General features: G+C 31.6%; 13 protein-coding genes, 4 tRNA genes and 2 pseudogenes. 6 read left to right on the top strand and 13 right to left on the bottom strand.

The features are described 5' to 3' along the window. Nucleotides 1-271 precede the first annotated feature (271 nt). The 5 genes and pseudogenes from fusA to AOQ87_RS00630 all read right to left on the bottom strand — a co-directional run bounded on the left by fusA (nucleotide 272) and on the right by AOQ87_RS00630 (nucleotide 4,770). Nucleotides 272-2,390: pseudogene (fusA, locus tag AOQ87_RS00650) on the bottom strand (elongation factor G). Between the two features lie 34 nt (nucleotides 2,391-2,424). Further along, nucleotides 2,425-2,895: a 30S ribosomal protein S7 gene (rpsG, locus tag AOQ87_RS00645; protein ID WP_039719527.1), complete on the bottom strand. Its 471-nt coding sequence runs from the start codon at nucleotides 2,893-2,895 to the stop codon at nucleotides 2,425-2,427. A 73-nt stretch (nucleotides 2,896-2,968) separates the two neighbouring features. Then, a complete protein-coding gene (gene rpsL, locus AOQ87_RS00640; protein WP_039719528.1) occupies nucleotides 2,969-3,340 on the bottom strand; it encodes a 30S ribosomal protein S12 in 372 nt (123 codons plus the stop codon). Between the two features lie 623 nt (nucleotides 3,341-3,963). Continuing rightward, nucleotides 3,964-4,036: transfer RNA gene (locus AOQ87_RS00635), tRNA-Phe, on the bottom strand. A gap of 95 nt (nucleotides 4,037-4,131) precedes the next feature. Next, entirely contained in the window at nucleotides 4,132-4,770 is a 639-nt protein-coding gene (locus AOQ87_RS00630; protein WP_080626480.1) for a riboflavin synthase subunit alpha, read from the bottom strand. A 380-nt stretch (nucleotides 4,771-5,150) separates the two neighbouring features. On the opposite strand from AOQ87_RS00630, the gene AOQ87_RS00625 reads away from it, so the two are divergent. Continuing rightward, nucleotides 5,151-5,221: transfer RNA gene (locus AOQ87_RS00625), tRNA-Val, on the top strand. A gap of 46 nt (nucleotides 5,222-5,267) precedes the next feature. On the opposite strand, the gene murJ is transcribed toward AOQ87_RS00625, so the two are convergent. Next, nucleotides 5,268-6,797 (bottom strand): murein biosynthesis integral membrane protein MurJ, encoded by a 1,530-nt coding sequence (gene murJ, locus AOQ87_RS00620; protein WP_185751057.1) that lies wholly within the window; start codon nucleotides 6,795-6,797, stop codon nucleotides 5,268-5,270. A 380-nt stretch (nucleotides 6,798-7,177) separates the two neighbouring features. On the opposite strand from murJ, the gene AOQ87_RS00615 reads away from it, so the two are divergent. Further along, nucleotides 7,178-7,269 (top strand) — tRNA-Ser (locus tag AOQ87_RS00615). Between the two features lie 397 nt (nucleotides 7,270-7,666). Here the strand turns inward: AOQ87_RS00615 and prmC are convergent. Both prmC and prfA read right to left on the bottom strand, forming a co-directional pair. Next, entirely contained in the window at nucleotides 7,667-8,497 is an 831-nt protein-coding gene (gene prmC / locus AOQ87_RS00610) for a peptide chain release factor N(5)-glutamine methyltransferase (RefSeq protein WP_080626478.1), read from the bottom strand. 12 nt (nucleotides 8,498-8,509) lie between these two features. Then, nucleotides 8,510-9,556 carry a peptide chain release factor 1 gene (gene prfA, locus AOQ87_RS00605; protein ID WP_080626477.1) on the bottom strand — a complete coding sequence of 349 codons (1,047 nt, stop codon included), beginning with the start codon at nucleotides 9,554-9,556 and terminating at the stop codon, nucleotides 8,510-8,512. A gap of 641 nt (nucleotides 9,557-10,197) precedes the next feature. Here prfA and ispE point away from each other — a divergent pair. From ispE to pth, 3 genes are all read left to right on the top strand, one after another. Next, nucleotides 10,198-11,082, top strand: a complete 885-nt coding sequence (gene ispE, locus AOQ87_RS00600; RefSeq protein WP_080626476.1) for a 4-(cytidine 5'-diphospho)-2-C-methyl-D-erythritol kinase — start codon at nucleotides 10,198-10,200, stop codon at nucleotides 11,080-11,082. Between the two features lie 35 nt (nucleotides 11,083-11,117). After that, nucleotides 11,118-12,068: a ribose-phosphate pyrophosphokinase gene (locus tag AOQ87_RS00595; protein ID WP_185751056.1), complete on the top strand. Its 951-nt coding sequence runs from the start codon at nucleotides 11,118-11,120 to the stop codon at nucleotides 12,066-12,068. Nucleotides 12,069-12,164: 96 nt separating this feature from the next. Continuing rightward, nucleotides 12,165-12,752 carry an aminoacyl-tRNA hydrolase gene (gene pth / locus AOQ87_RS00590; RefSeq protein ID WP_080626475.1) on the top strand — a complete coding sequence of 196 codons (588 nt, stop codon included), beginning with the start codon at nucleotides 12,165-12,167 and terminating at the stop codon, nucleotides 12,750-12,752. A gap of 101 nt (nucleotides 12,753-12,853) precedes the next feature. Here pth and alr read toward each other — a convergent pair whose 3' ends face one another. From alr to AOQ87_RS00570, 4 genes are all read right to left on the bottom strand, one after another. Further along, nucleotides 12,854-13,954 carry an alanine racemase gene (gene alr, locus AOQ87_RS00585; RefSeq protein ID WP_080626474.1) on the bottom strand — a complete coding sequence of 367 codons (1,101 nt, stop codon included), beginning with the start codon at nucleotides 13,952-13,954 and terminating at the stop codon, nucleotides 12,854-12,856. After that, a complete protein-coding gene (dnaB, locus tag AOQ87_RS00580; RefSeq protein WP_039719536.1) occupies nucleotides 13,947-15,362 on the bottom strand; it encodes a replicative DNA helicase in 1,416 nt (471 codons plus the stop codon). The genes alr and dnaB overlap by 8 nt, the downstream gene beginning before the upstream one ends. An 895-nt stretch (nucleotides 15,363-16,257) precedes the next feature. Further along, on the bottom strand, nucleotides 16,258-16,782 hold the full coding sequence (gene fabA, locus AOQ87_RS00575; RefSeq protein ID WP_039719537.1) for a bifunctional 3-hydroxydecanoyl-ACP dehydratase/trans-2-decenoyl-ACP isomerase: 525 nt from the start codon (nucleotides 16,780-16,782) through the stop codon (nucleotides 16,258-16,260). 403 nt (nucleotides 16,783-17,185) lie between these two features. Beyond that, nucleotides 17,186-17,512, bottom strand: coding sequence for a TusE/DsrC/DsvC family sulfur relay protein (locus tag AOQ87_RS00570; RefSeq protein WP_039719538.1), 327 nt, complete (start codon nucleotides 17,510-17,512; stop codon nucleotides 17,186-17,188). A gap of 118 nt (nucleotides 17,513-17,630) precedes the next feature. Here AOQ87_RS00570 and AOQ87_RS00565 point away from each other — a divergent pair. After that, nucleotides 17,631-17,718: transfer RNA gene (locus AOQ87_RS00565), tRNA-Ser, on the top strand. A 942-nt stretch (nucleotides 17,719-18,660) separates the two neighbouring features. Here AOQ87_RS00565 and ftsZ read toward each other — a convergent pair. Beyond that, nucleotides 18,661-19,614, bottom strand: a pseudogene (gene ftsZ, locus AOQ87_RS00560) (cell division protein FtsZ); the annotation flags it as partial. Nucleotides 19,615-19,643: the final 29 nt, after the last annotated feature.

Genomic DNA, 19,643 nt, shown 5'->3' with positions numbered 1-19,643 from the left:
TTTTTAATGAATATCTCACGATGAATTTTTGATATCTTACATATATTTTGCTGAAAATAAAATCCATCATCAACTGTTTTATGCGATATGTTTTCGTTTATTAACGGATCTTTGTCAGACATCGTGAATATCTTTCGATTTTACAAAGCATGTTTGAGGTAATTTTTAGATGGTATAAATTAAATTCTTCTTTTTACACGATAAGATCGTAATGAAAATATCTAAGTTATCTTTTACGAGCTATGTTGCTAATATTTTATTCTAAATCGAATTATTTCTTTTTAGATTCTATGATGTTTCTAGAAATTTCATGGGAAACCTTTTCGTATTTTAGGAATTCCATAGAATATGTAGCCCTTCCTTTTGTATATGATCTCAGATCCGTTGCATATCCGAACATTTCGGAAAGAGGAACTTTTCCAACTATTTTTTTTCCATGATTTATATCTTCCATATCTTCTATCATCCCTCTTCTTCTGCTGAGGTCACTAATAATATCACCGGTATAATCTTCCGGAGTTTCAATATGAATTTGCATGATCGGTTCCAATAAAATTGGAGAAGCCTTCATGAAAGCCTCCTTAAATGCCAAAGAACCTGCTATTTTGAACGCTATCTCTGAAGAATCTACTTCATGGTAAGATCCATCAAACAAAATAACTTTGATGTTAATGATAGGATATCCAGCTAATATTCCCGATCTTCATTTGCTCTTTTATTCCGGAATCTATTGCTGGAATATATTCTTTGGGTATCGCTCCTCCAACAATTTTATTATGAAATTCATACCCATCCTTATGATCGATGTCTAACGGTTCGATTGTGATCCAAACGTGACCAAATTGTCCTCTTCCTCCGGATTGACGAATAAATTTTCCTTCTTGACTAACCGTTTTCTCAATTGTTTCTCTGAAAGCTACCTGAGGTTTTCCAACTTTTGCCTTTACGTTAAATTCTCTTTTCATTCTTTCCACTAAAACTTCTAAATGTAGTTCTCCCATTCCAGAGACAATAATTTGACCTGATTCTCTATCTGTAGAAAAATAAAAAGAAGGATCCTCTTGAACTAATCTATTTAGTACTGATCCTATTTTTTCTTGATCAATCTTCGTTCTAGGTTCTATCGCTACGGAAATCACCGGTTTTGGAAATTCTATTCTTTCTAGAATGATTGGTTTTTGATCGATTGAACATAGCGTATCTCCTGTAGAGACATATTTTAACCCGATGGCAGCTGCAATATCACCAGAACTAACCTCTTTTATTTCCTCTCTCTTATTAGCATGCATTTGAACGATCCTTCCGAACCTTTCTTTTTGATTTTTTGTAGAATTTAAGACAACGTCTCCGGATCTTATTGTTCCAGAATATACTCTGAAGAACGATAAATTTCCTACAAATGGATCTGTTGCTATCTTAAATATCAATGCTAAAAATTTTTCACTACTTTTTTTGGAAATGTTGATATTATCATTTAAAATTGATGATTTACCGTGTTTCACATCGTAAGATATTTCTATCGGAGAAGGAAGATATTCCACGATCGCATCTAAAACGGGTTGTATTCCTTTGTTCTTTAAAGCGGAACCACAAGTTATCAAGATAATTTCGTTTTTGATCACCCTATTCCTCAGTCCTTTTTTAATCTCTGTTTCCGATAAATCTTCTCCGTTCAAATATTTTTCAACTAGTTCATCTGAAGATTCTATCGCGATTTCTACTAACCTTTCACGCCATTTTTCTGATTCCGATTTCATGGAATCTGGAATTTTTTCATACATAAAAGACATTCCTTGATCATGATCGTTCCATTTGATTGATTTCATTTTTATCAGATCGATGATCCCGGAGAAATTCTCTTCTAAACCGATTGGAATCTGTATAGGAACGGGTACAGAAAATAAACGATTTTTAATTTGCTCAATCACTTGAAAAAAGTTTGCGCCTACTCTATCCATTTTATTAATGAATCCAATTCTAGGAACTTGATACTTATTCGCTTGCTTCCATACGGTTTCGGATTGAGGTTGTACGCCCCCGACAGCACAGTAAATCATTAGCGCTCCATCCAGTATCCTCATCGATCTTTCAACCTCTATGGTAAAATCAACATGTCCTGGAGTATCAATGATATTAATTCTGTGTCGATCAAATTGTTTATCCATACCTTTCCAGAATGTCGTAGTGGACGCTGAAGTGATCGTAATTCCCCTTTCTTGCTCTTGATCCATCCAATCCATTATCGCTTCTCCGTCGTGTACCTCTCCTATCTTATGACTAATTCCAGTGTAGAATAATATCCTTTCTGTCGTGGTCGTTTTTCCAGCATCAATATGAGCGCTAATTCCGATGTTTCTGTACCTTTCAATTGGAACTACTTTTTTCTCCATTTTTTCCTCTTCGATCAATTTTCATTGATGTATCTTACCATCTGTAGTGTGCGAAAGCTTTATTGGCTTCTGCTATCTTATGCATCTCTTCTTTTTTTCTAATAGCAGATCCTTTTTGTTCAATTGCATCTTTTAACTCATTAGTTAATTTCAAAATCATTGATTTATCTTTTCTTTTTCTTGCAGAATTGATGATCCAACGCATGGCTAGAGCATCCCTTCTTACGGACCTAATTTCTACTGGAACTTGATAAGTTGATCCACCTACTCTTCTGGATTTTACTTCAATGGTTGGACGAACGTTGCTCAAAGACATTTCAAAGGAATCAATTTGGTTCATATTAACTCTTTTAGATAGTATGTTCAGAGATTTGTATACTATTGATTCAGCTACTGATTTTTTTCCATTCTTCATTAAAATATTCATGAATTTTGTAAGCAATGTGGAATGATATTTGAAATCTGGTGAGATCTTTCTTTTTAAAGTAATTTTTTTACGTGGCATAAGTAAATACCTTTTTTGAATAATCTGAAGAAACTGTTCAAGTACTAAGATAATTGATCAAAGTGCTCATAAATTATTTCTTTCTTTTTGTTCCATACTTAGAGCGTCCTTTCTTCCTATCCTTTACTCCAGCACAATCTAAGGTTCCTCGTACAGTATGATATCTAACTCCTGGTAAATCCTTTACCCGACCACCTCTAATTAGAACAACAGAGTGTTCTTGAAGATTATGTCCTTCTCCACCTATGTATGATGCGACTTCTTGACCATTTGTTAATCTTACTCTACAAACTTTTCTTAATGCGGAATTCGGTTTTTTTGGAGTGGTTGTGTATACTCTAGTACATACTCCTCTTTTTTGAGGACAAGAATTTAGAGCTGGAACATTACTTTTGATAATTTTTGATTTTCTTGGTCTTCTAACTAGTTGATTGATTGTAGTCATATTATTCTAAATCACTTTAGGTTGCTTGTTAATTTTTATGATCTAAAAGAAAAGATTGAGTGTTATAAAGTATTTTACACGTCATTGCATGGTAATGATTGATCTTAAAGTTATGAAGAGTAGAATATTTTTAAACAATGATTTATATAAATAAAAAAATCATGAAAATCCGTAAAAAAATCTGATGCAGTCAGCGCACCGACAAATCACTCAAATCTTCAAAGGTATAGTTCGGATCAGCAAATATTGTAGCTTGTTTTTAGCAAATATTTTGATGATTTATTTTTAACGTTTTCAATATTAAACTAATTTAACAAAATCGACTAATCTGGTTAATTCTTCTCACGATAATACAAGTCTCAAGCACAGTTTCTTTGATAGAGCATCCCAATGAACTGTGTAAATTATAAAGTTTACATTGTATCTGTGGTTACCTACATAAGAAAATTTTTATAATGTGATACATGTATATCAATAGCAGAAAATATAATATATTCCTCACAAATTCAACATTTTATATAGTTTTTGAAGAAATCTCCGTTATTTATATGGAGCAACATCTATATTAATAGAGTTATTCAATATTGATCTTATGAAGATGATATCGACCTGTGAATATGTTCTGCCCGAAGACGGAATCGAACCGTCGACACAAGGATTTTCAGTCCTCTGCTCTACCTACTGAGCTATTCGGGCGATAAAAAGAAATGATAAAATACGATAAATCTTATATTTGAATCTATAGCATAAAGAATTTCGATTGATCCGCTAATTAATGAACAGTGGTAGAATTATTTTATTAAATTCAAAGAATTTGATTGGAATGATTTTATTGTTCTTTCTGTGGTGTCCACGATTGATTGTGTATATGAATCTATCTCAACATTTACAGAATCTTCTATTTTTCTGTTTGATATGTTTGTGTTACGAATCGTTTCAGGAATTAGATTAATGTAAAATGTTTTTTCCAAAACCTCTCCAACAGTTAAACTAATTCCGTCTATTCCAATAAAACCTGTTTCCAATACATACTTCATTGATTCTATCTTTTTAGGACGTAATAACATCTTCATATTATTTTTCGATCTTAAAATATTAACTATCTTTGCGGTTGTAAAGATATGTCCTGACATTAAATGTCCACCTACTTCTTGTCCGAATATAATTGATCTTTCTAGGTTTATTAGTTCTCCGATTTGAACATCTTTAAAATTCGTTACTTCTAATGTTTTTTGTATTAGATCGAAACTAATTTCATTATTGATAACCTTTGTAACTGATAAACAGCATCCATTATTTGAAACTGACATGCCAATTTGAATTTTTGGAGTAAGAATATGATTCGGAAATTCGACAGTATATTGTTTAAAACAATATTTTTTTTTAATCGCAATTACCTTACCAACTCCTTGAACTATTCCAGTAAACATTTCTATAAAATTGTCATATTATTGTTATCGAAGAAGTACATTTTCAATAAATACTTAAAATATTTCAAATTTAATTTATTTCGATGATCTTATAAAAATTCGTATAGATGATTCGATGCGATACGCGTTTTAAAATATTACTCTTTGTTCGAAGAGATATATGATCATCGTTTTTTATAAAATAGATTTTAATTAATGTTGCATATCTTCGATATATTTTATAGCATTAAAAAATATTTGTATATTTTAATGAAGGATTATTATTGATCAATCTAAGATGTCTTACTGTAATGTTTGTATGATGCAAGATTATAAATAAATTTATGATCTGTTAATCAAGAATATAATTTTAACTACCTATTATAACCAGATGGGATATTGCGTTCGTAGCTTAAAGGTAAAGCAACATCTTGACGTGATGAAGAAAATGGTTCGATTCCATTCGAACGCATTTTTCATGTTTTAACTAGCAGGAGTTTGTTATTTTTTTATGTCGATCATAATTTTATCTCTCTGAATAGTTTGTTTAAAAGTAAAAAAATAGATGAATAATTGAGAAAACTTGCGAGAATTAACATAATTAAGTATAAGATTCTGAAGAAAATATTTAATTCTTGCCAATCTGAAATCATTTTCAGCATATAGTGCAAAAATAATATGGTGGAAATTGATGAGACAAAAATTTTCAAAACTATTCTCCTCCAAAATTTTGGCAGTATATAAATTCCCTTTTTGTATAGAATATGGGATAGAAAAAAGATATCAAACCAGCTGATTAGAACATTTGATAAAGATATTCCAATGTGTTTTAAAGAATCAAAAAGTAAGACATTAATTATTTGAGAAAGTATTAAATTTATAAACGACATTCTAAAGTGTGTGCGAACATCTTTTATTACATGTATGGTTGATATCAATATTCTTAACAAACTATAACTGACTATTCCACATGCATTTATTTTCAATGAATTTTGAATCATATCAATATGATACATATCGAGCTTTCTATACTGAAATATAGTAATCACTAATGGATAAGATAAAAAAATTGTTAGTATAGATAAGAATACTGATATTAAAAAAGACAATTCAACTCCGTAATGTAGTATTCTATAGAATTTTACGATTGATTTATCTAGGATATTTTTTAGTAATTTTGGAAATAGAACAGTGTTTAAAGATACGCCGAATATTCCAATAGGGATGTTACTTATCTTTTCGGAGTAATATAACCAAGAGAAAGATCCAACAGGAAGAAAAGAAAGAAATACATTATTAAGTATTGTGTTGCATTGATTGATCGATGAAAATGAGATGGACGAATACAATATTTTTAAAGATTTTTGAAAACTAGGGTTTTTGGGGTTTATTTTCGGTACAAAAAATATTTGTATTCTTTTCAGACATAAAGTCTGGTAGTAAAGCTGAATGATTCCAGATAAAATCATCAGCACTGTCAGCAGTTTAATAGAAAATCTGAAGATATTTGACATAAGAAGAAGAATGATTAAGCAAGTATTAAATACTATTTGAGAGAAAGAAGATTGATAAAACAACTTCCAGGCATGCAATATGACGTTTATGAAAGTTGTTAATGAGTTGATTATTAGATATGGGAAAATTCCTCTCATTAGAGTGACTGCGAGACGTAAAGTCTCTTTTTGGTCGATCAAACCTGGTGTAAAAATATAGATTATCCAGTTGGACAGGGCGATTCCAGTCAAAGCGATAATACAGAATATGAATAAGAATGTCCCAGACGCATTCGATAAGAAATTTATGGTTTTTCTACGATCTTCACTCTTTCTATATTCTATAAGTAATGGAAGAAACATTTGAGAGATTATGCCCTCTAAAAATATATATTTGAACATATTAAATAACTTTAAAACAATTGTAAGAGCATCTGTTTGATATCCTATTCCAAATAGAAATACGATGGTGATTTCACGGAAGAATCCTAATATTCTAGAAGTTATGGAAATAATCGTATGATTTAAGAGAGGTTTTGTAAATTTTAATCGCATGTTCATAATATTTTTTCAAAAGTATTTTTTACAAAATATGACTTTTAGGATATTAAAACTACTTTTGAATAATTTTTCATGTATCGTTTTTGAAAAATGTTTGTTTCTTGAAATTAACTCTTTTAAAATAGTTAAATCTATCAATCATACTCTCTTTCAGTTCTATTGATTTAGGTGAAGAAATATCATACCCATTGAAAATGGGTGTACAATATCGAAAAGTATTTCTGATGTTTTAAACAGGAATAGGATCTTTTTTTTAAGATAATTCGGTTTGAATAACCGTCCAAAATAGTTTATATCGAGCAGTTGATTTTTTTTTGATCTTTTTTTTAAAAAAAAATTAGCTACCTATAGCTGTGTATTTTTCGTATAGTTTTGGTGAGATGTCCGAGTGGATTAAGGAACGTGTTTGGAAAACACGAGTATAAAATGAAGAATTATACCGAGGGTTCGAATCCCTCTCTCACCGATGTATTTCAAATCACAAAATATCTCAAAAAATGATTTCAAGTTTTTCATATTTTATTTGTTTTCCATGTATCTTCATTGTATTTACAAAAAACTTAAAAAAAAGAATTCGTGAATATTTTTCAATTTAATCGTCCTGATCGTTTCGATGATCATAGGGATATGATAAAGAGGTTGAAAATCTTTAGTTGTTTAAATCTCATGGAACAAATTCATGTAATTTTCAAGATTTGTTTATCTTTTTTTTTTAAAGGATAATGAAATTTATTTTTTTACAAACCTGATCATAAGCTATGATATTTCCTTAAAAATTTTTAGAAGAAGACTATTTTGTTAATCAAAAAAAATTGACATATCATTTATTTTAGATGGATTTTCTGACAATTTATACTTAACTCTCAACTTTTCGATCTTCCGAACGTGATTCTATCTTTCCCGCTATAATCTTGAATAGTTTTTACAGTCGCATAAGAATGATACATGAATAGTTTCCTGACCTGTTCACTTTGTGAACATCCGTGTTCTATTATCAGCCATCCGGATTCTTTTAGAAAAAATTTTGACTGTTTGACAATAAGTTCTATGTCAAATAAACCATCTCTTTTAGATATCAATGCTTTTCTCGGTTCATATCGAACATCTCCAACTTTTAGACATGGATCGTCTTCATGAACATAAGGAGGATTACTGACTATCATATCAAAAAATTTGTTTTTTCTATGAAATATACTAAACCAGTTACTTTTAAAGAATTTTACATTGCTAATTGATAAATTAATAGAATTCTGTGTCGCTATAGAAACAACCGATTCATCAATATCTACTCCTATTATAGAAGAATCGGGCAATTCTTTAGCGAGAGCTAACGATATGGATCCGGCTCCTACTCCTAAATCTAATATTTTTAAGTTTCTCCTGTCATTAATTAATTTCAAAGATAATTCTACGAGATGCTCTGTTTCTGGTCTCGGTATCATTGTTTTCATAGATACGAAAAGAGGCAACGACCAAAATTCTTTTTCATTGATCAAATATGCGACAGGTAACCCTATGTTCCTTAGTAACAACAGTTTTTTGAGCCGCATTTGTTGGTTTGACGTAATCTCTTGCTCTGGATATGCAAAAATATCTGCTTCTTTCTTCTTTAAAACATGCTTCAAGAATATTAGTGCTTCTCTCTTAAATAGGAGTTTGTTATACGCATAATTCAACCACGTTTGATATTTCATGTTCGGAAACGATCAATCATCGACCATCATTTTATCAATTAATATATCAAGTTTACCATTCATTATTTCGTTTATCTTATGTGTAGTTAAATTATTTCTATGGTCTATTATTATTCCTCTATGAAAATTATAAGTTCGAACTCTATCAGATCTTTCCCCTGATCCGAATAGAATCTTTTTTTTAAAAGATTTCTCCTGAATGATTTTCTTCATCTCTAGATCTTTCAATCTAGCTAACAATACAGACATAGCTTTAGAACGGTTCTTATGTTGGGAACGTTCATCTTGACATTCTACAGAAATTTTCGTAGGAATATGGGTGATTCTGATCGCGGAATTTGTGGTGTTTACATGTTGGCCTCCTGCTCCAGAAGAACGAAAAGTATCTATCCTTAATTCGTTAGGATGAATTTTCAACTCAGAAATATCAGTTTCTAAAAGTATTGCTACTTTACAAGAGGAAGTATGTATTCTTCCTCTCGATTCAGTTTCCGGTATTCTTTGTACTCTATGTCCTCCGGATTCGTATTTTAATCGTTTATATACATCCTTACCGGAAATTTTAGAGATGATTTCTTTATATCCAATACCTTTTTCAACTTCATGAAGATTAATAATGTTTACCTTCCAAGAATGATGTTCTGCATATTTACAGTACATCCTGAATAAATCCTTTACAAAGATAGCCGCTTCATTTCCTCCAGTACCTGCTTTGATTTCTAAAAAACAATTCTTTTGATCATTTTGATCTTTTAGAAAGAGCTGATTTAATAATTTTTTTTCTATTTTTTCCTTTGAAATTTTGAGATTATTGATTTCTTCTATTGCCAAGTTTTTTAATTCTTCATCGCACATTAATTCTTTAACTTGATTTATTTCATTTTGAAGAGATTTATACCTTTTAAAGTTAGATAAAATAGAAAGAAGTTTAGTATACTCATTTTGCAAAGATAGTTGGTTTTTCAAGCGATTAGAAGATTGTTTTATCAGAAGATCTTTTTGAACTACTTTGAATCTTTCTCGAATTTTTTGTAACTTTTTAATGATTAGTTTTTCCATGAAGTGAGGATCGACGGATAGATTTTAAGATATTTAATCTTTTTTTTAAAAAATTTTTGTTTAACGTAAAAATTTTATGATCTTTGAAAGTTGCACGTTACTCATATCTCATTTAATCTCTTTTATAAGACATTTACTATTTTATGATGTCCACACTTTCTTTCGTTCTTTTTCTTTGAAGATTTGATGTATTATTGTAATATAAAATCTCTAAAAAAAATAATAACTGCATCATCAATTCAAAGATTTTTCCAAAGATTTTTAAAAAAAGTTTATTTTTAAAAACTCGTTTTAAATAGAAATCATCGTTCATAAGATTGAAAAATAAAAGATATCATATAAAATGAAATTCTATTTAATATCTGCAGTACTCTCGCTGAGAATGTACGATTTAATTTATCTTTGTCGTCACCTCATCTATTTTAAAATAATCTTGCTTATGTTTCAGATAATTCGAGATTCTTCATAAGAAACTTGTATAAAATAAGAATGATAAATCTTTAAATATTCTATAAAATTCTCGTTCTTAAATAACGTAGTTTATCACATTTACAAAATCACATCTGACACAATAGAATAATCTTGCTAACTGTTGATGTTATAGACGATTTCAATATAAATAGATTTATAAGCCTCATTATATGACCACTAAATTCATTAATACGTTACTATGGCCATCCCCTGCTAAGATCAATTTATTTCTTCGTATCATTAAAAAAAGAACCGATGAATATCACGAAATACAAACTTTATATCATTTTTTAAATTACGGAGATTTGATTAAGGTCAAAGAGAGAAAGGATAATAAAATTAGGTTGTCAAGTAACATTCATCTCGAAGATTTTAAAAAAAATAATTTAATTACGAAAGCAGCGATGTTATTGCAAAGATATTGTATAAGCAAATTTCCTAAAAAAAGGTATTTTGGAGCTGATATTTATGTTAATAAGGTTTTACCAATTGGATCCGGATTAGGAGGAGGATCTTCTAATGCTGCCACAACCTTGATTGCATTAGACTATCATTGGAATACAAAGATACCAAAAAAGATTCTTTTAGATATTTCTAGTCATCTTGGAGCAGATGTTCCGTTTTTTATAAATGGAGCAACATCCATCGGGGAGAATATTGGACACGATCTTTACCCGATCCATATCAAATCAAGTTGGTATTTAATTGCATATCCTAAAGTTTTTGTATCTACTAAAAAAGTATTTAAAAGTTTAAATTTAAAGAAAAGAACTAATCGATTTCCAAAATCGATTCTGTTAAAAAAAAGATATGAAAATGATTTGGAAAAGATCGTCAAAGATCTTTTCCCAGAAGTAAAAAATTGTATAAAATGGTTCAAAATAAGGTCTTTACGTCCAATCATGACAGGAACAGGATCTTGTATATTTGTTAAGTTTTCTTCGGAATCAAATGCATTGCAGATATTAAAAAAAACTCCGAAATGGATGCGATGCTTTATAGCTAAAGGGGTTAATAGTTCTCCATTATATTCATTTAAAAAAAGAGTAATATAAACAAAATTCTAATATTAGGAATAATTGTATACACAATGAACATAAAAATTTTTTCTGGAAATTCTGTGATAAAGCTGTCGAAAAATATTTCTAAACATCTTCATACTAATCTCGGAGATGCGAGTGTTGGAAAATTTAGTGATGGAGAAATCAACGTGCAAATTAACGAAAGTGTTCGTGGAAAAGATGTTTTTATTATCCAATCTACTTGTTATCCAGCTAACGATCATCTAATGGAATTGATACTTATGATTGATGCTTTATACCGAGCTTCTTCTAAAAGAATTACTGCTGTTATTCCATATTTCGGTTATGCAAGACAGGATAGAAGAGTTGGATCTTCTAAAACACCGATAACTGCAAAAATAGTAGCTAATATCTTATCTTGCGTTGGAACAAGTAAAATATTGACAGTTGATCTACATACAGATCAGATACAAGGTTTTTTTGATATACCTATCGAGAATATATCTGGAAATGATGTTATATTAAAAGATATTGAATCTAAAAAATTATATGATCCGATAATCGTTTCCCCAGATATCGGTGGAATTTTTCGAGCTAGAATGGTTTCAAAACTTTTGAACAACATGGAAATAGCAATTATTGATAAAATCAGATCCCGAGCAAATGTTTCCGAGATGGTTCACATCATTGGAAATGTTAAAAATAGAGATTGTATAATAATCGATGACATCGTAGATACTGGATCTACACTATGTCAAGCGGCAGAAATATTGAAAAAAAATGGAGCATACAAGATTTTTATTTATGTCACCCATCCTGTATTTTCTGGAAATTCATTAAAAAATATTACTAAATCATCCATAGATGAAATGGTCGTATGCGATACCATCCCAGTTTCAGAAAAAATTAATGGTTTAGGTAAAATTCGTTCTTTAACTTTGTCCTTCATGTTAGCTGAATCTATAAAAAAAATTAACAATGAAGCATCGTATTGTTCGGTAAAAACGTTTAACAAGTGAATTTTTTAAATAAACACTCCTACTATTTTGAGCACAAGTGATCTTTTGTCATCGATGCAAATTATTTTAAAAATCAGTTTCTGATAAGAAATTAAGATGTTAAGGTTAATAGCAGGATTATCTAATCCGGAGAAGAAGTATATTAGAACGAGACATAATGTTGGAGCTTTGTTTGTTGAATTTTTTTCCAAAAATTTTGGAAATACTTTAAAAAAGAATAATAGGTTTCTTGGAAAGATTGATATCCTATGTTTTGGGAAGGAGAGAATCTTTCTGTTCATTCCGTTCGTTCATATGAATTGTAATGGTATGGCCATATCACGATTATCTAGATTTTATCACATTCATCCCAAGGAAATTTTAATTGTTCATGATGAGTTAGATATTCCCGTAGGATCATCTAAAATTAAGATTGGAGGAGGTCACAACGGTCATAAAGGAGTATTAGATACTGAAGAAAATCTAAAGAGTTCAAATTTTTATCGATTAAGGATTGGCGTTGGAAGACCAAGAAAAAATGAGAAAATTTCTGATTTTGTGTTAGGTGTTCCGAATAAAAAAGATCAAAAACTGATTTTTAACGCAATAAATCGATCTGCAAGTTATCTTCATCTCTTCATTCAACACGAAATTTTTCAGTTTTCTAAAATACAAAACCACATAAATTCCATCAGATCAATTTAGAACAATAAAAATTATCGTATTCCAAATACATTCAAGGACATTTTATAAAATAACAAAAAGACGGCGATGGTACAAAAAGATTATGAAGTTTTCGTAGAGAATTAGATATATCTTCGTTTCACACGAGAAGTCAGTTGAGAAAGTGATCGATACAGACAAGAAACCTCATGACCGTTAAATGCTTTTTCTATAGGAAGATCCTTACCCCATATGATCACTTCATCTCCTATTTGATCATGAGGTTTTTCTCCAAGATCAACAAAAATCATATCCATCAGTATTGGACCTACTACGGGAACTTTTCTTCCGTTTATGAAAACCCAAGATTCTTTCGAATGACAATTATGATAACCATCTCCATATCCTATTGAGACTATACCGATGTAAGTTTTTTTTTCGATAATCCAACTTTGTTCATAACCTATTTTTTGACCGAAATTAAATTGACGAATGAATATCAACCTTGATTTTAAAGTCATCGCTGGAACTAATCCGAAATCACTTCCTTCTTTTCCAATCTCAGGAGATATCCCGTACATGACGATTCCAGAACGTACACATCTTAAGTGGGAGGATGGCCAGAACAGTATCCCTGAGGATGCTGCTATCGAACTCCTTCCCTCTTTTCCAATTATAAATCTTTTAAATCGATTAAGTTGAAATCTAGTAAAAAGATGAAATCGAAACTCATGATTGTTAGCGCTGCTGAAATGACTCATTATGTTAATCGGTTTTACGATATTTTTACATTCGTTTAACCTATTATATATCTTTGTAGCTCGATTTAAAGAGAATCCTAACCTATTCATTCCAGTATCAATTTTCATCCATACTCTTATTGGGGATCTGATCTGACATTTTTCTAAAATGTCTACTTGTTCATGGTTATGAACCACACATTCTAATCGAATTCGACTAGCTAGATTTAGCTCTTTGTGACTGTAAAAACCGGACAATGAAATAGTTGGTCTTTTGACTCCTTCCAAAAAAATCGTATGAGCTTCTTCAACATTGGATACTCCAAAATAATCTACAGAATCTTCCAATATTTTCGCGACATCTCGCATACCATGTCCATATGCGTTGGATTTTATTATAGCGATAATATGACTGTTATTAGTTAGTTTCTTGATCTTATCAATGTTATGAAGTAACGCATCCCTTTGAATTAACGCTGTCGTCATATGAACTTTTTCATTCATAGCAAGATGTATTCATATCTGAATAATTATCGAATCTTGACCATTGTCCGTTAAACGTCAGGCGTATCTTTCCGATCGGACCGTTCCTTTGTTTGCTTATTATGATTTCTGCTATCCCTTTAAGATCCGAGTTATCATTATAAACTTCATCTCTATAGATGAACATGATAAGATCAGCATCTTGTTCGATGGATCCAGATTCTCTGAGATCAGAATTAACTGGTTTTTTGTCTGCCCTTTGTTCTAAACTCCTGTTTAGTTGAGACAAAGCTATGATTGGAATTTTTAGCTCTTTGGCCAAAGATTTCAAGGATCGGGAAATTTCAGCGATTTCTAGGGCTCTATTTTCGTACATAGAAGGAACTTTCATTAGCTGTAAGTAATCCACCATTATCAAACTTAAACCGCTATGCTCTCTGTAAATTCTTCTCGCTCGCGATCTTACTTCAGTCGGCGTAAGGCTGGAAGAATCATCAATGTATATATTATTTTTTTCAATTAATGATCTTATTGTACTAGAAATTCTGGACCAATCTTGATCTTTCAACATTCCAGTACGTATTCTCGTCTGCTCAACTCTCGAGAGAGATGACAACATTCTGATCATGATTTGATGAGCGGGCATTTCAAGGCTGAATATAAGTACGGGTTTCTCCTCCCTCATGGCGACGTGTTCACATAAATTCATCGCAAAGGTTGTTTTCCCCATGGATGGACGAGCGGCTATGATGATTAAATCAGAATCTTGTAATCCAGATGTTTTATCGTCCAGATCCTTGTAACCGGTAGATATCCCAGTCAAGTTACTACACGGTTTTTGATACAATTTTTCTATTTTTTGAACTGTTTCTGAAAGGATTTCTTCAATCCTCTTAGGACCCCTCCCTTGTTTCGACCGTACTTCAGAAATTTGAAAAATTAATGATTCTGCTAAATCTATTAATTCTTGACTTGTTCTTCCCCTTGGATCGTATCCGGCATCTGCTATTTCATTAGCAACTTCAATCATTTCTCTGATAATCGCTCTTTCTCGAATGATGTTAGCATACGCATTAATGTTAGCGACGCTTGGAATATTTTTAGCGAGTTCTGCAAGATATGCGAATCCTCCTACTTTTCCAAGGTTTTCTTTTTGATTTAATGATTCGGATAAAGTAATTAGATCGATCGGACTTCTTTTCTCAAAAAGAGATTGCATTTCAGAAAATATGATTCTGTGAGAATCGCTAAAAAAATCTTTTTTACTTAAATTTTCCGATATTTGTTCCCATTTTTCATTATCGATCATTAAACCTCCTAGAACAGATTGTTCCGCTTCTAGTGAATAAGGAGGAGTCTTGATTCCAATCATTTTTTGATCCTGCCAATTGTTCAATTTATTTTTTTTACTAAAGTACTTTTTGGTCATAACTAAGCAAGAAGAGGTATCAATTCTTTTTTTTGATATATTTTACATCGTTTTACAAAAAAAAATCGTATTTATTATTTAAAAGTACTTGTGATGAATGTGATATTTGATTGAAATGGATATTGTATTTGATTAATGAGCACAAGTTTGTCGTGAATACCTATCGGTAAATTCTTCGAAGAACTACGTGAACAGATTGATATATTTTCTTAAGTAATTGTGAAGATTGAATTTTATTTTGTGATTATTTCAGATATAAACCGATGAAATTGAAGATTCTCATGCTTCATTTCGAAGTTTTGATCCATATTTTTAAATATCTGTGGAGAATCTCGATGGAAAACTAATCACTCGATGAAATTTTCGCAAGTCTTATTTGGTGAACATATTAGCACGTCCGTAAGATACATCATGACATCAACTAAGAGATGAGTGACTCATCGTCCATGATTGTATAAAATCATGATTGTGAACTTAATTTAATGACAATATTTTTAAAAAAAAGGTCATAAGGTTGAACCGTTATATTTTTGATGATTCGTTCATTTTATATCGAACTTTAAAGTTCCTACTAATACAGATCGATATTACAACGCGGAACAACGCTATCTCAGATCAGTTATAGGAAACTATGAGAATCTTCCATATTCACAGGTTCATCATGACCTACATTTCGTAATTAGTTTTCGGTTTCAATATTTTTAACAATATCAACTGAGTATGACAGGATAATGTAATCCCATTGAGATGAACCTTCGCATTCTGATAGAATTTACTTTTTTTTTTGACGGATGCAAGTTTCAACTAAACTCTTTCACTTACGAAACAGATATTTGAGGATATAAGAATTTATATTAAACCTTATCCTTAAGGTCAATTAAGATCGAGGAATTAATCAACCTTTGAATTGATCAAATTTTTGAAACAACCCTACCTTTAGATCCTTTGCAAAATATATCAAATGATTGTCCACCATTACTTCTCCGTTCGCGATTCCAACAATAAGTTTTCTTCTGATGATCCTCTTCAGATGAACAAAGTAACTTACTTTTTTAGAAGTTGGAAGAACTTGTCCCGTAAATTTTACTTCTCCTACCCCAAGAGCTCTTCCCTTCCCTTTCTCTCCTATCCAACCGAGATAAAATCCTATCAACTGCCACATGGCATCTAGTCCTAAGCAACCCGGCATCACTGGGTCATTCAGAAAATGACACTTAAAAAACCAAAGTTTCGGTCGTACAATCAATTCTGCCTGTATAAATCCTTTGTTAAAATACCCCTTACTTTTGTCTATCTTGACGATTTTATCAATCATCAACATGTTTCCTACAGGAAGCGGAGGACTACCACTTCCAAACAGCTTTCCGATTCCAGAATTTTCTAGATCTTTTCTATCATAACAGGATTTACAATTATCCATATAAATTCATCGTTAAGATTAATTACACAGTTCTCTTCGAAAAAAATCGACGAACTTTACAATTTGCACAACTTTAAAGATCCTTGATAATTTTTAAGAACAACTTAGAAATAATCATGATTTAATTAGACAATCTCCATCGATCGTATTTTTTTGATTAAAGGGAACTTAGAATACCAGATCATAGAACATCTTCGTTTAAACTTTCACTTCGTTTATTTTAAAAGTTGAAGAATTTCATTTCAATCGTGCAACTTCATCAAAAATAAACGGTATCGATTATTCGACGTATAAGATTGAAAAATTTTTGCAAAGGTGTATTAATTATTCGATACTTGTATCAGATAAATCATGGCATTCAAGATCATCCATATCGTCATTTTAAAAAACTTAAGATACCTGATTAAATACAAACCATCGGTTTCGGTAAACCTGCAAGTTTAGCAGCTTGAAGAATAGGATTACTCGGAAATAATCGATACAATTTTTTACTGCTTATTCGATCTCCATATGTTTTATATGAAAGTTCTCTGATGTCCCTCATTTTCGGGAAAATACCGAAATTTAGATAAAAATTTCGTATCAGATAGATTATTTTCCAATGATCTTTGGTCAGATCGATCTTTTCTATTCTAGCTAACTCAACAGCAATTGATTCATTCCAAGATTGATGCCTTTTCATGAATCCGTCTTCATCTTTTTCATACATTTCTTCTTTAGATCCTTTCATAACACATCTTATCAAGAACGATAAAATTATTTTTAATATTCATTAAAAATATTTAAAATTTATGTTAAATTAAGAGGAGCATGTTGTCAATTGTATAAAAATTTTTCAGATATTTCATGGAGGAGTGGCCGAGAGGATTAAGGCAACGGTCTTGAAAACCGTCAACAGTGGACAACTGTTCAAGAGTTCGAATCTCTTCTCCTCCGTTCTATATTTTTTGACATTAGTACAGAAGGTTAACATCCTGATACAGTATGGTTCATGGATTTGTAAAAATCGATCTAAAGATGTTTTAGTATTTAGCTGTTTTTAATTTTTTAGGATATGTTTAAAGTATTGTACATCGTGATACCAAAAAATGATCTTTTAAACGATTCATTTACTTTCCAGTGTCTATTCTGCTCATGAAATGTTGTCAATATTCAAGTTAAGAAGATGTTACTGAAATGAGCATCCCTCTAAAGAAGATCACTGTAGTGTCCATTGTTTTTTTGAAAGGTATCTTTGATGAGTTTTAAAACAGGGATCTAACTTTTATGTTTTGACAACTCCCGATTGTTTCCGCTTATTCGGTGAAAGTAGTGGAAGGTACAATCTATCCATTTTAACATTCCTTCATATGTTTCCTATATTTCGAGTCATTCTTTTAAAAACTTTTAGAGTTTTTAACGGATCAGTTTCCAAATGAACATTTTACCTATCATTTCACCAATATTATCGCTCAAACATAACAATCTCTTGCGAAATATTTAATCATTTGAAATGAAAACTTTAAAGTGAACATCTATTCGAAAATGGAGAGCCATGATATTCTAAACAACTTTCGATGGAACAGAATTATTCTTATTACCATCAAAAAAAATGGATATTATTTTTTTTGCTTCCCTCTTAGAAGTATCACGTTGATATAACCTCAGACGCTTCATACAACTCTACTGTTTTCTCAAAAATGTCGGAATCTCCAGATAATTTTTCCTATCATCTGAAACATGTTTTTTATCATCCGTATTCAACGGACCAAGATCTTCAAAGATATCATCTTCTTCTGAAGAAGAACGTTTAACGTGACGATAATCTTTTTCCGAGATGAACTTTGAAGAGATATCTTTTTCCTGGTTGATGATGGTATTTTTCGTACCTTTATGAGAATCGGTTCCAATACCAGTAGCAACTACCGTAACTCTTAATTCATCATTCATTTCTGGATCTAGGGAGGTTCCGATAATCACCGTAGCGTTGTCAGAAGAAAAGGATCGTACCGCATTGCCTACTGTTTCAAACTCATCTAACCTCAGGTTAAAACCAGCGTTGATATTGACCAGAACTCCCCGAGCTCCGGATAAGTCAACATCTTCTAGAAGTGGACTAGAGATAGCTATTTCGGATGCTTCTTCTGCCCTATCCTCTCCTCTTGCAGATCCAGATCCCATCATAGCGTTCCCCATTTCAGACATCACTGTTCTAACATCGGCAAAATCTACATTCATAAGACCAGGTCTAGTGATCAGTTCTGCGATACCTTGCACAGCACTCTTTAAAACATCATTGGCTGCACTGAAAGCATCCAACAAAGAAATTCCTCTTTCAAGCGTCTTCAATAGTTTATCGTTCGGCAACGTTATCAAAGAATCGACTTGCTTAGAGAGTTCTGAAATTCCTCCTTCTGCGAAGGACATACGTTTTTTTCCTTCGAACCCAAAGGGTTTTGTCACAACCGCGACAGTTAAAATATTTAGCTCCCTCGCGATTTCCGCTATCACCGGTGCAGCTCCCGTGCCAGTTCCTCCGCCCATCCCGGAAGCGATAAAAATCATATCTGCCCCTTCCAGAATACTTTTTATCGAATCCCTATCTTCTTCTGCGGCTTGTTTCCCGATTTCAGGATTAGATCCTGCACCTAATCCTTTTGTGAGATTGTTTCCAATCTGTACCGTTCGTCCGATCGATGTTTTTCTAAGAGCTTGAGCATCGGTATTGATTGAAAAGAATTCGACCCCTTCTATTCTCTCCCTCGCCATATGTTCAACAGCGTTTCCTCCACCTCCACCAACACCGATAACTTTGATGATTGCGTCGTTGATTGATTCAATTGATTCGATCATGATTCTCTCCGTTCCTATTTGTGACCTAT

This window comes from Candidatus Riesia pediculischaeffi (genome assembly GCF_002073895.1).
GTDB classification, from domain to species: Bacteria; Pseudomonadota; Gammaproteobacteria; order Enterobacterales; family Enterobacteriaceae; genus Riesia; species Riesia pediculischaeffi.
This window is presented reverse-complemented; position numbering and strand designations above follow the sequence as displayed.